This window comes from Acidisphaera sp. L21, from assembly GCF_009765685.1.
Lineage (GTDB): Bacteria > Pseudomonadota > Alphaproteobacteria > Acetobacterales > Acetobacteraceae > LMUY01.
In genome coordinates this window covers 163,827-176,258 of record NZ_LMUY01000145.1, presented here as the reverse complement: position 1 = coordinate 176,258, position 12,432 = coordinate 163,827, and the positions used below count along the sequence as shown (strand labels likewise).

12 protein-coding genes are annotated in these 12,432 nt (G+C 66.4%); 9 read left to right on the top strand and 3 right to left on the bottom strand.

Features of this window, described 5'->3' with window-relative positions; translation table 11 throughout:
• Positions 1-2: 2 nt before the first annotated feature.
• Together GSQ76_RS27300 and GSQ76_RS27295 are read right to left on the bottom strand one after the other, a co-directional pair.
• The gene (locus GSQ76_RS27300) at positions 3-521 is read right to left on the bottom strand and encodes an MOSC domain-containing protein (RefSeq protein WP_254070665.1); all 519 of its coding nucleotides are present in this window, start codon (positions 519-521) and stop codon (positions 3-5) included.
• Positions 488-1,792, bottom strand: a complete 1,305-nt coding sequence (locus GSQ76_RS27295) for an ArgE/DapE family deacylase (protein WP_158747217.1) — start codon at positions 1,790-1,792, stop codon at positions 488-490. The genes GSQ76_RS27300 and GSQ76_RS27295 overlap by 34 nt, the downstream gene beginning before the upstream one ends.
• Before the next feature lie 185 nt (positions 1,793-1,977).
• On the opposite strand from GSQ76_RS27295, the gene crtI reads away from it, so the two are divergent.
• The 6 genes from crtI to GSQ76_RS27265 all read left to right on the top strand — a co-directional run bounded on the left by crtI (position 1,978) and on the right by GSQ76_RS27265 (position 8,644).
• Positions 1,978-3,552, top strand: a complete 1,575-nt coding sequence (gene crtI / locus GSQ76_RS27290) for a phytoene desaturase family protein (RefSeq protein WP_254070664.1) — start codon at positions 1,978-1,980, stop codon at positions 3,550-3,552.
• On the top strand, positions 3,549-5,078 hold the full coding sequence (locus GSQ76_RS27285; RefSeq protein WP_158747216.1) for an NAD(P)/FAD-dependent oxidoreductase: 1,530 nt from the start codon (positions 3,549-3,551) through the stop codon (positions 5,076-5,078). The genes crtI and GSQ76_RS27285 overlap by 4 nt, the downstream gene beginning before the upstream one ends.
• A 7-nt stretch (positions 5,079-5,085) precedes the next feature.
• Entirely contained in the window at positions 5,086-5,877 is a 792-nt protein-coding gene (locus tag GSQ76_RS27280; protein WP_158747215.1) for a lysophospholipid acyltransferase family protein, read from the top strand.
• Positions 5,874-6,968, top strand: a complete 1,095-nt coding sequence (locus tag GSQ76_RS27275; RefSeq protein WP_158747214.1) for a glycosyltransferase family 2 protein — start codon at positions 5,874-5,876, stop codon at positions 6,966-6,968. Before GSQ76_RS27280 ends, GSQ76_RS27275 begins: the two co-directional genes overlap by 4 nt.
• The gene (locus GSQ76_RS27270) at positions 6,965-7,387 is read left to right on the top strand and encodes a DUF2141 domain-containing protein (RefSeq protein WP_254070663.1); all 423 of its coding nucleotides are present in this window, start codon (positions 6,965-6,967) and stop codon (positions 7,385-7,387) included. Before GSQ76_RS27275 ends, GSQ76_RS27270 begins: the two co-directional genes overlap by 4 nt.
• 354 nt (positions 7,388-7,741) lie before the next feature.
• A complete protein-coding gene (locus GSQ76_RS27265; RefSeq protein ID WP_158747213.1) occupies positions 7,742-8,644 on the top strand; it encodes an aldose 1-epimerase in 903 nt (300 codons plus the stop codon).
• Here the strand turns inward: GSQ76_RS27265 and GSQ76_RS27260 are convergent.
• Complete coding sequence (locus tag GSQ76_RS27260) at positions 8,641-9,384, bottom strand: SDR family NAD(P)-dependent oxidoreductase (protein WP_158747212.1); 744 nt, start codon at positions 9,382-9,384, stop codon at positions 8,641-8,643. The two genes, GSQ76_RS27265 and GSQ76_RS27260, sit on opposite strands and share 4 nt — an antisense overlap.
• A 76-nt stretch (positions 9,385-9,460) precedes the next feature.
• On the opposite strand from GSQ76_RS27260, the gene GSQ76_RS27255 reads away from it, so the two are divergent.
• The 3 genes from GSQ76_RS27255 to uvrC all read left to right on the top strand — a co-directional run.
• Positions 9,461-10,222 carry an SDR family oxidoreductase gene (locus GSQ76_RS27255; protein WP_158747211.1) on the top strand — a complete coding sequence of 254 codons (762 nt, stop codon included), beginning with the start codon at positions 9,461-9,463 and terminating at the stop codon, positions 10,220-10,222.
• Positions 10,219-10,653 carry a dihydroneopterin aldolase gene (locus GSQ76_RS27250; RefSeq protein ID WP_158747210.1) on the top strand — a complete coding sequence of 145 codons (435 nt, stop codon included), beginning with the start codon at positions 10,219-10,221 and terminating at the stop codon, positions 10,651-10,653. Before GSQ76_RS27255 ends, GSQ76_RS27250 begins: the two co-directional genes overlap by 4 nt.
• Positions 10,654-10,947: 294 nt before the next feature.
• Positions 10,948-12,432: excinuclease ABC subunit UvrC (uvrC, locus tag GSQ76_RS27245; RefSeq protein WP_254070684.1), on the top strand; the 1,485-nt coding region annotated here is incomplete at its 3' end.

The following is a 12,432-nucleotide window of genomic DNA, read 5'->3' as shown; positions in this document are numbered from 1 at the left end:
TTTCAGTCCACCCGTGCGACCGGGTCGCCGACGCGGATCTCGCCGGGTTCGATCACCCGGGCGGTCATGCCGCCCTGGCCGCGCACCGCGTTGTAGCCGCCGGGGCCAAAGATCTCTTCCATGCGGGAGCACGGGTGGCATTCGCCGGAAATCTCCAGCAGGGCGGCGCCGATCCGCACCTGGTGGTCCTTCAGCGCCAGCAGGTTGATGCCACGCACCAGAATGTTGCGGCGGAGCAGATCGGGCGAGACCTCGCGGCCTAGGAAGCTGGCGATGGCGTGCAGATGCTCCTCCGCCAGCAGGCTCACTTGCCGCCCGCCAGTGGGCCGGCCGCTCCAGCGATCCCCGACAAGGCCGACACCCGGCTCCAGCATCGCGGTCTGCACCGGCACGAGCGGCTCGCGGCGCCCGGGCCGGAGGCCAATCCAGCGCACAACGCCGGGCCGCACCGGCGCCCCCAGCAACCGGGCCAGCGGCGAATTGGGGTTCAGCGCGACGGCCGGTGCTCCAGCCCGCACCACTCGGCAATTGTCAGCGCGATGACCTTCGTCGTCTGGATGATGCAGTCCAGGCCGACGCTTTCGTCGATGCCATGGATATTCTGCGCGTCGGGGCCGTAGCAGGTCGCCTGCGTGCCACCCGCCAGCACGTAATGCCGCGCGTCCGTCAGCCCGGCGGCGCAGTAATGGCGCACCGGCTCGCCAGCCACCGCCTCGTGCTGGGCGGAGACGAGTTGGGCGATCGGTTGATCCGCCGGGAACACGCAGCCATCGGCCATGAAGCCCTTGAACTCCACCGACAGCATGGCGCCGCGCAGCCGCTCGTCGTGGGCGGTCTTGGCGACCAGCGCCTCGATCTCCGCCTTTACGGCGAAGCAGGATTGGCCCGGCATCACGCCGACGCGGATGCCCAGCTTGGCGCGGGTGGCGACGGAGCTGTTCCACTCGCCACCCTCGATGGTGCCGATATTCACATTGATCGGATGGTTGTCCCCGGCAAACGCGGGATGGCGGCGTTCGGCGCGATTGGCCTCGTCCTCGTAGCGGCCGAACGCCTCCGCCACGATGGCGGCAGCCTGGATCGCGCTGACGCCGGCATGCGCCTCGCGGACATGGACCGGGCGGCCGGTGACGGTGACCCAGGCCCAGATCACCCCCACCTCCGCCACGTAGATGGCGGCGAAGCCAGGGCCGGGCTCGGGAATGAGGCAGGCGTCGGGCATCGGCAGTGCATGCATTACGGCGAGCGCGCCGTTGCCGGTGCATTCTTCCTCGATCACGGCGGCGAGTTGCAGTTCGGCAGCGGGTTGGACGCCGGCGGCGTGCAGCGCGCGCACCGCCATCACGATGCTGGCCAGGCCGGCTTTCATGTCCCCGGCGCCGCGGCCATACATGCGGCCGTCGCGAATGCTCGGTTGGAAGGGCGGCGTGGTCCACAGATCGGCCGCGCCCTCGGGCACCACGTCGACATGGCCCTGCAGCATCAGAGACCGTCCGGTGGCGTTCACCGGACGATGGATCGCGACCACGTTGTCCCGCCCGGCGTAGGAGATCAGCGGGGGCGAGAAGCCCGGCACCTTGGCCAGCGCATCCACGTCCAACGGCACTTTCCTCGGTGCCAGACCCAGGCCCTCGTAGGCGGCGGCCATGGCGTCGATGGCACCGTGCTCCTCCCCGAGCAGCGAGCGATGGCGCACCAATCCCTCCAGCAGCGTCACCCCCTCCCCGGCCTGCGCATCGATGGCGGCCAGGATGGCACCGCGAAGGGCGGGGTCGAGCGAGGGTTGGGGCATGCGGAAATTCCAGAAGGTGCGGCGGCAGAATGCGCTCGGCTCGCCTGGTGACAAGAGCCGGTTCGACCCCAATTGCCCTTGCAGTTCGCCGGTGTTCCGGACGAGATGGATAAAAGGTAAGGTCTGCCCATGCCCATCATTCCTGCCTACCCCCTGCACGCACGAGTCGCCGGGGGATTGTGGGGTTGAGCCGTCCCGGTATGCAGAAGCGCATCGGCGTCATCGGCGCCGGGCCGGGCGGACTGGCGGCGGCGATGCTGCTGGCCCAGGCAGGTGCCGACGTCACGGTGTTCGAGTCGCACGCCAAAGTCGGCGGCCGGTCCGCCACTATCGAGGCGCCGAGCGCTGCTGGCACCTTCCAATTCGACACCGGGCCGACCTTCTTCCTATATCCCCGCGTGCTGGAGGACATCTTCGCCGCCTGCGGGCGCGATCTGCGGCACGAAGTGGACCTGATCCGGCTGGACCCGCAGTACCATCTGGTGTTTGAGGCCGGGGGAGAGATCCAGGCTACCAGCGACATGGACCGGCTGGCGCAGGAGATCGCCAAGATCGCCCCGGCGGACGCCGCCGCCCTGCCGCGGTTCTTCGCCGACAATCGGGCAAAGCTTGCAGCATTCCGGCCGATCCTGGAATCGCCGTTCAACAGCCCGCGCGACCTGTTTCGCCGCAAGATGCTCAGTTCGCTGAAACTGATGCGGCCGCACCGGACCGTGGATTCGGACCTCGCGACCTATTTCAGTGACGAGCGGGTTCGGCTGGCCTTCTCGTTCCAGGCGAAATACCTGGGCATGTCGCCGTTCCGCTGCCCCAGCCTGTTCACCATCCTGTCGTTCATGGAATACGAGTTCGGCGTGTTCCACCCGCGCGGCGGCTGCGGTGCCGTCATGACCGCGATGGAGCGGATTGCCCGCGACATGGGCGTCAAGTTCCGAATGGGCGAGAAGGTGCAGGAGATCCTGTTCGAACGGCACCGCGCTACGGGGTTACGCACCGCTGCTGGGGAGGCAAGGTTCGACTCGCTGGTGATCAACGCCGATTTCGCTCAGGCGATGGCCACGCTGGTGCCCGACCGGCTGCGCCGCAAATGGACCGACCGGAAGCTGGCGAAGAAGAAATTCTCCTGCTCCACCTTCATGCTGTATCTCGGCATCAAGGGCGATCTGCCGGATCTCGCACACCACACGATCTTCCTGTCCAAGGACTACCGCCGCAATGTTCAGGAGATCGAGGACGGGTTGGCACCGAGCGATCCATCGATTTACGTGCAGAACGCCTGCGTCACCGACCCGGCATTGGCGCCCTGTGGCTACTCCACGTTGTATGTGCTGGTGCCCGTCGGCAACCGCGTGGGCGCCGGCATCGACTGGGCCGCGGAGCAGGCAAGCTACCGCGCGCTGGCATTGCGGCAGCTGGAACGGCTCGGCGTGCATGACATCGAAAAGCGCATCGTGTTCGAGAAGGTGATGACTCCCACCGATTGGGAAATCGACCTGAACGTGTTCCGCGGCGCCACCTTCAATCTGTCGCATACGCTGCAACAGATGCTGCACCGTCGGCCGCATAACCGGTTCGAGGATCTGGACGGCGTCTACCTCGTCGGCGGCGGCACCCACCCCGGCAGTGGCCTGCCCGTCATTTTCGAAAGCGCCCGCATCACCAGCCGTTTGATGGTGGACGATTTGGGGCTGACCCCGCACTGGGCCCCATCGCTGATGGACAGCCCGCGCTACGAACCCGCCATTGCGGAGACAGTATGAGCAATTTGAACCCCGTTGCCGTCATCGGCGGCGGCCTGGGCGGCCTGGCAGCGGCCTGCACCCTGGCGGCGCGCGGCCACAAGGTGATCCTGTTCGAGAAGAATGACTGGGTCGGCGGCAAGGCCGCGCAATGGGAGGAAGCCGGCTTCCGGTTCGACATGGGGCCGACCATCCTGACCGTGCCCGCCGTGCTGCGCCGCATCTTCGCCGAGGCGGGTCGCGACATCGACCAGGCACTGGACCTGCGCCGGCTGGACCCGCAATGGCGTTGCTTCTTCGACGATGGCGCCGTGCTCGACTTGACCGAAAACACCGAAAAGATGGCCGGCAATCTGGACGCGTTCAGCCCCGGCAACGCCCAGGGCTACCGTGACTTCCTGAAGATGAGCGAGGGGCTGCACGACGTCAGCCAGAAATTCTTCTTCTGGCGCTCCGTGGAAGACCTTTGGGACACCATGGACTTCAAGAAGAACATGGACCTCGACACGCTGCGCGACGTGCTGAGCCTGAAGATGGGCAGCACCGTCGCCAAGCAGATCCGCAAGAAGGTGCCGGACGGCCGGGTCGCGCAGATGCTGGACCATTTCGTCCAGTATGTCGGGTCTTCGCCGTATAACTCGCCCGCAGTGCTGTGTTCGATCGGGCATATGCAGACGGATGGCGGCGTCTGGTATCCCATGGGCGGCACCCGCGCCGTGCCGGTGGCCCTGGCCAAGCTGGCGGAGGAGTTGGGCGTCGAGATCCGCCTAAACACCGGCATCAGCCGCATCGTTGCCGACCGCGGCGTGGCGAGCGCAGTGGAGACGGAGGCGGGCGAGATCGTGCCGGTCTCGTCCGTCGTGTCCAACATGGACAGCGTGCGCACCTATCGCGAACTGGTCGGTGGCAAGCCCGCCGCCACCTTTGGCAAGCGGTGGAAGCGGGAGCCGGCGTGTTCCGGCGTGGTGCTATATCTGGGCCTGGACCGCGCCTACGACCATTTGCTGCACCACGACTTCGTCTTCTCCCGCGATCCGGAGGAGGAGTTCGACTGGATCTACAACAAGGGCGAGCCTGCACCGGACCCGACCTGCTACATCGCTGCGACTTCCCGCACCGAACCCGGCGTTGCCCCGCCGGGTGGCGAAGCGTTGTATGTCCTGGTCCACACCCCCTATTTGCGGCCGCATCATGACTGGACGAAGATGCTGCCGGCGTATCGCAAGGTGATCCTGGAAAAGCTGGCCCGGTGCGCCGGCATGCCCGATCTGGAAAGCCGCATCGTGGTGGAGCGGACGCTGACCCCCGCCGACATCCACGAGCGCTACCGTGTGCTGAACGGCGCCATCTACGGCCTGGCCAGCCACGGCAAATATCTCGGCGCCTTTAAGCCCGGCAATCGGTCACGTGACCTCGCCGGGCTGTATCTGGCAGGCGGTGCGGCGCATCCCGGGCCGGGCATGCCGATGGTGCTGATGTCCGGTTGGATTGCCGCCGACAGCCTGGACCAGGACCGCAAATCCAATGCGGCCCCGCTCCGCGCATGATGCCGGGATGACAGCGGACCCCGCCGTAGAGCGCCGGCTCGCCCGGCGGTCTCCCGTGCTGTTCCGGCTGTTTGCGTTGTATCTGCGCTGGTATGTCGGCCGGCGCTTCCACGCGGTGCGCCTGTCCCGAACCGGCGTGCCGCACGTGCCAGCCGGGCCGGTGATCGTGTATTCGAACCACCCGTCCTGGTGGGACCCGACGCTCTATATCCTGCTCTGCGACATGCTATTCCACGGCCGCGCCGGGTATGGGCCGATGGACCAGGTCGCTTTGGGGAAATACGGCCTGCTGGAGCGAATGGGCGTGTTCGGCGTGGCGCAGAACGACCGGCGGGGCGGCGTGCAGTTCCTGCGCACCTGCACCGCGGCGCTCGCCCGGCCCGGCGGGATGCTGTGGATCACGGCGGAGGGCGCCTTCACCGACCCACGCGTTCGCCCGGTGACCCTACGACCTGGCCTGGCGCATCTGGCCCGGCACATCCCAGGCGCCACCATCATCCCGCTGGCCATCGACTACCCATTCTGGAATGAAAGCCGCCCCGAGGCCCTGTTGCGGTTCGGCGAGCCGCTGTACAGCGGTCGGGAGGGGAGCGTGGCCGATTGGACCGCGCGGTTGGAGTTCGCCTTGACCGACACGATGGATACGCTTGCCGCCGAATCCGTGACCCGGAACCCGGCGCTGTTCACGCCGCTGCTGCACGGTATGGCCGGTGTGGGCGGCCTTTACGATCTGTGGCGCCGGCTCTGCGCTGCCGCGATCGGCCGCCGCTTCGACCCCAGCCATGGCGGTGAAGGATGATCCTGGCACTAGGGATCGTCACCCTGGTGCTCGCGTTCGGCCCGTTCGTGCTCACCCTGCTGAACCTGCACGAACTCGCCACCCCCGCACCGACGACGCTGCCACACAAGATATCGGTCCTGATCCCCGCCCGGAACGAGGAAGCCAATATCGGCCCGGCCATCGCCGCGATCCTCAGCAATACCGGGGTCGAGATCGAGTTGGTGGTGTTGAATGACGGCTCCACCGATCGCACTGCCGACATCCTGCGCGAGATCCCGGACCCGCGGCTGCGCGTCATCAGCGGCCCGGCGCTGCCTGCCGGGTGGTCCGGCAAGCAGCACGCCTGTGCCATACTGGGCCGGGCGGCGCAGCACGACCTGCTGGTGTTCGTCGATGCAGACGTCCGCCTGGCGCCAGAGTCGCTGTCGCGCATGGCCGGATTCATGGACCGCAACCCCGTCGGCCTAGCCAGCGGCTTTCCGCAGCAGGCGGTCCACACCTGGTCGGAACAATTACTGTTGCCGCTGATCCACTTCCTGCTGGTCGGCTTCCTGCCGATGCCAATGATGCGCCGCTCGCCCTCCGTGGCGCTGGGCGCTGGCTGCGGCCAGTTGTTCATCGCCCGCCGCGCTGCCTACGACCGGGCGGGCGGGCATGGCGCGATCCGCGCCTCCCTGCATGACGGGCTGACGCTGCCCCGCGCCTTCCGCCGGGCCGGGGAGATGACGGGCTTGTTCGACGCCACCAGCTTCGCCACCTGCCGCATGTATAGTTCGGCCGCGGAGTTGTGGTCCGGCCTGGGCAAGAATGCGACCGAGGGCATGGCAAAGCCGGTGGCGTTGCTGGCTTGGACGGCGCTGCTGGTCGGCGGTCAGATCCTGCCGGCAATCCTGATGCTGGCGGCGCCCAGTTCGCCGGCCATGCTTGCATTGGTGATGGGCATCGGGATGCGCCTACTGCTTGCCGCCCGGTTCCGCCAGCCGGTGTTGAGCGCGCTGGTGCATCCGGTGGGAGTTGCCGGCCTGCTGGTGGTGCAGTGGGCCGCGTTGCTGCGAATGCTGCGCGGTCGCCCGGCCACCTGGCGCGGCCGCGCCTACGTCGCGCAGTGAAAGCCCGCATTGTCGTCGCGCTGCTGCTGTCGGTGGCAACCGCCCGAGCCGAGCCGGGCGTCGTCGAGGTGACGGTAACCGGCGTGCACTCCGCCACCGGGGAGGTGCTGGTCGCGATCTGTGACCGGGCAACTTTCCTCCAGGAGACTTGTCGCTACCACGCCCGCGCGCGTGCCAACCCCGGCTCCGTTACCATCCGCATCAGCGGCGTGCCGCCCGGCACCTACGCGGCGCAGGCATTCCAGGACGAGAACGGCAACGACAAGATCGACCGCAGTTTTCTGGGCATGCCGAAGGAGGGGATCGGGTTTTCCAACGATGCGAAGATGCGGTTCGGGCCGCCTTCGTTCGACGACGCTGCGTTTCAGCTTGGTCCAACCGGCGGTGTGATCCACTTCGCCCTGCGCTACTTTAATTAGCCGCGCAGCAAGTAAGCGTAATCAATGATGCAGGGAACGCAGTTGCCGATTGCGTAACAGGCTCAAACATGGTGGACTTGCGGCGCCTCCACAAAAAAAGAAGGCGGCGCCATAGGCACCGCCAAGTTTAGGGAGGAAACGTCCAAGAAGCAGCGAGGCCAAAGCCTCACCGCGCCGTTAATTTATGACAGACGAGGCACGTCTGCAAGAGAAATTGTGCGCTGCACAATATTTTTTGCCGACGGCTGCCAGCGCGCCGCTGTAGTGGCAACCTCCGGCAAATTCGGTCGTCATGACGGGTGACCCAGGCACAATCGCCACGCTACAGTGATGGAAAACGGGGAAGCCGATCCAATGCTGGAACTCACCGCCGGCGATGCCGCGCTCCTGATTTGCCCCGCCATCGGCGGCAGCGTGGGGGGATGGACCAGGCGCGGGGTCGATATATTCCGGCACACGTCACCCGAAATCCTCGCCGGCACCAATTCGCGGCTACTGTCCTGCTTTCCTTTGATTCCGTTTTCAAACCGCATCGCCTGGGGCCGCTTCACCTTCGAGGGAGAGGAATTCCAGCTCGAGCGCGATTTCGGTGACCACCCCCACACTATCCACGGCAATGCTTGGCAGCGCGGGTGGGAGGTATCAAACCAGACCGCGACCGAGGCGGAACTCACCCTGCGCCACGACCCAGCGACCGACCCTACGGTCAAACCGGGTGGTTGCCGCTGGCCTTATCGCTACACGGCCACCCTGCGCTACTCGCTGAAGCCGGACGAGTTGGACGTCACGATCACGCTGACCAACACCGACACGCGCAACCAACCAGTAGGGCTCGGGCTGCATCCGTTCCAGCCCCGCACGCCGCAGACGGCATTGGCGTTCCGCGCCGGATCCGTCTGGCATACAGGCGCCGACTCACTGCCGGATGCCCGCCTGCCTCTCGATGGCAATTGGAGCTTCGATCCAGGCCGGGTCATCGACGGCCCGGCCTTGGACAACTGCTACGCTGCGTGGACTGGGCGGGCGGAGATCACCCGGCCAGAACATGGCATCCGGGTGACGATCGCCGGCGACGATATTTTTCGCCACCTGGTGGTTTTCACGCCCGAGGCAAAGCCGTTCTTCGCCGTGGAACCTGCCAGCAACATGACCGACGCGATCAATCACATGGACGACGTGGCGGATCACGGTCTGCGGGTCGTCCACCCCGGCGATACGTTGCAGCGGCAAATCCGCTTCACCGTCACCGACCTCTAATAGGTGGAGCGACCGCCGGTGATGTCGAACACTGCGCCGGTGGAGAAGGAGCAATCCTCGCTCATCAGCCACACCGCCAGTGCCGCGATCTCCTCCACCTTCACGAACCGGCCCATCGGAATCTTGCCCAGCATGTAGGCGATCTGCGCCTCGGTCATCTGGTCGAACAACTCGGTCTTGGCGGCAGCGGGGGTGATGCAGTTCACCATCACGCCCTTGCCGGCCAATTCCTTGCCCAGCGACTTGGTCAACGCGATCAACCCGGCCTTGGACGCGCTATAGTGGGAGGCATTGGGATTGCCTTCCTTGCCGGCCACGCTGGCGATGTTGACCAGGCGGCCGTAGCCCCGCGCGACCATACCGGGCAGCACGGCGGCGCTGACCAGATAGGGCGCGATCAAATTCACCTCCACCACCCGCCGCCACTCCGCCACCGGCAGTTCCCAGGTCGGGGCGTTGCCGCCCGTGATGCCGGCGTTGTTCACCAGGATGTCGATCCGCCCCTGCGCTGCCTCCGTCCGGGCCACGGCATCGCGCACGGCCGCCTCGTCGGTCAGGTCGACGGCGATGCCGGCGGCACCTGGAAGCGAGGCGACGGCTTGCTCCAGCCTGGCAGCGTCACGATCCCACAGCACGACCGTGGCGCCGGACTGCGCGGCCCGGTCCGCGACTGCCAGGCCGATGCCACGCGCACCGCCGGTCACCACGGCCACACGGCCCTTTAGGTCGATCTGGTTCATTGCGAGTCCTCCCACCGTTTCGCGCCAGCCTAGCGGCGGGTAGCGCAACCGCAATGGCGTCGCTACATGCCGGGCTATGACCGAACACCTCAGCGCTATCGTGACCGGCGGCGCGCAACGCCTGGGACGATCCATTGCGATGGCGCTGGCTGCTGCCGGCCATCCGGTTGCCATCCATTGCCGCGGCAGCCGCAACGCGGCGGAGGCCACGGCCGCCGACATCCGCACCGCCGGCGGCCGCGCCGCGGTCATCACCGCCGACCTGGCGCAGGAGGCTGAAACCGCCGCACTCATCGCCGAGGCGACTGCGGCGGTGGGACCGATCGGCATCTTGGTCAACAACGCCAGCGTGTTCGAGCGTGACGAATGGGACAGCGCCGATCGCGCCAGCTGGGACGCCCATATCGAACCCAATCTGCGCGCGCCCTTCGTGCTGAGCCAAGCTTTCGCCCGCGCGCTGCCGCCGAATGCCGAGGGGCTGATCGTGAACATGCTGGACGAACGCGTGTGGTCGTTGACGCCGCATTTCGTCTCCTACAGCGTGTCGAAGGCCGGGCTGTGGGCGCTGACGCAATCGCTGGCCCTGGCCCTGGCGCCGCGCATCCGGGTCAACGCGATCGGCCCTGGCCCTGCCCTGCCCAGCCCGCGCCAGACGGCGGAACAATTTGCCCGGCAATGCGCCTCCACCCCACTCGGTCGCGGCACCAGCCCGACGGAGATCGCGCAGGCCGTGCTCGCCATCCTTGCCCTGCGATCCATGACGGGCCAGATGATCGCCCTGGATGGCGGCCAACACTTGCAATGGAGTCCCGCCAGGGACGGGGGGCCTGTGGAATGATCGATCCGCCACGACTAGCCGGGCGGGGCATCCGCCACGTGTTCCTGCGGGACATGGTGCTGCCCGCCTCCATCGGGATATACCCACACGAACACGCCGCCAAGCAGCGCATTCGCATCAACGTCGACCTTGGCGTGGCGGAGGAGACGGCCACTGGCACCGGATTGTCACGCGCCGGGGTCGGTCGCGACGAGTTGGGGCGGGTGGTGGATTACGAGGCGGTCGCACGCTCGGTCCGCGCGATAGTGGCCGCCGGGCATGTGATGTTGGTGGAGACGCTGGCGGAACGGCTGGCCGAAATCTGCATGGCAGACGACCGGGTAAAAGTCGTTCGGATCCGTGTGGAAAAGCTTGACGTTTTCGACGATCTCGCATCCGTCGGTGTGGAGATCGAGCGCGAGCGAACAAACTTGTCCACCCGGGGTGATTGACACGCAATAAAGTCAGTCGACTAACGCCATGTTCTAATTTCGTGACAAAGCGATCTGGCAAAATATAATGAAATCAGCGTGTTAAGCAGAGTGCCCAAATGCTAGGCAAGGCGACGGAATCCGCAGAAACCTGCGGAGTCGGGGTCCTTCACACATGGTCCCCCACAGAGTTATCCACAAATTCGGTGGATGAATTTCGCAGACCCGTGTTCGTTTCAGAGGCAGCTTTTGTCCGAGTTGGTTAATGAAGTTCCGCTCACCGGAGTCGGTGTGATCGAGCGAGCGTTGGCCACCATGCCGACCAGCCCGGGCGTCTATCGTATGCTCGATACAAAGGGTGACGCCCTCTACGTCGGCAAGGCACGCAGCCTGAAGAAGCGGGTGACGAACTACACCCAGTTGGGCCGGCTGGAGGAGCGGCTGCGGCTGATGGTGTCGCACACCGCCAGCATGGAGATCGTCACCACCCATACCGAGGCCGAGGCGCTGCTGCTGGAGGCCAACCTCATCAAGCGGCTCAAGCCGCGCTACAACATCGTGCTGCGCGACGACAAATCCTACCCGTGGCTGATGTTGACGGAGGAGCACGCCTATCCGCAGATCGCCAAGTTCCGCGGCAACCAGGTGAAGGGTCGCAGCTACTGGGGGCCCTTCGCCTCCGCCTGGGCGGTGAACCAGACCGTGGTGGCGATGGAGCGGGTGTTCCTGTTGCGATCCTGCGCCGACACGGTGTTCCGCAATCGATCCCGCCCGTGCCTCCTGCACCAGATCAAGCGCTGCAGCGCACCGTGCGTGGGCCGCATCGAGCCAGATGCGTATGCCAAGCTGGTGGCGCAGGCCAAGGCGTTCCTGCAGGGCCGCGCCGCCGGGGTGCAGGCGGAGTTGGCGGCCGAGATGGAAGCCGCCTCCGCCAACCTGGAGTTCGAGCGCGCCGCCGCCGCCCGGGACCGGATCCGCGCGCTGACCCATGTGCAGGGCACCGGGATCATGAACCCGGCCAGCCTCGAGGACGCCGACGTCATCGCCGCCTACCAGACCGCCGGGCAAACCTGCGTACAGGTATTCTTCGTCCGCGGCGGCCGCAACAACGGCAACCGCGCCTTCTACCCCACCCACGCCCGGCACGAGGAAGCCGGCCAGGTGCTGGAGGCATTCATCGCCCAGTTCTACGATGACAAGCCGCCGCCGCCATTGCTGCTGACCAGCCATGCCCTGCCCGAGACCGAGTTGGTGACCGAAGCGCTTTGCCTGAAGGCGAGCCGCAAAGTGGAAATCGCCACCCCGCAGCGCGGCGAGAAACGCGCCGTCGTGGAACACGCCGTCACCAACGCCCGGGAGGCGCTGGAGCGGCGGCTGGCGGAAAGCGCCGGGCAGGCCAAATTGCTGGAGGGCGTGGCCCAACTATTCGACCTGGGTGCGGCGCCAGAGCGCATCGAGTGCTATGACAACAGCCACATCATGGGCACCAACCCATACGGCGTGATGGTGGTGTTCGGCCCGGAAGGCCCCAATAAGAACGCCTACCGCAAGTTCAGCATCCGCAGCGCCATCACACCCGGCGACGATTTCGGCATGATGCGCGAGGTGTTGGAGCGCCGGTTCGGCCGTGCCCTGCGGGAGCAGGCGGAGGGTGACGCCAGCAACTGGCCCGACCTGGTGCTGATCGACGGCGGCGCCGGCCAGCTTTCTGCCGTTCGTGGCATTCTGGCCGATCTGGGCGTGCAGGACGTGAAGATCGTCGCCATCGCCAAGGGACCCGACCGCGATGCTGGGCGCGAG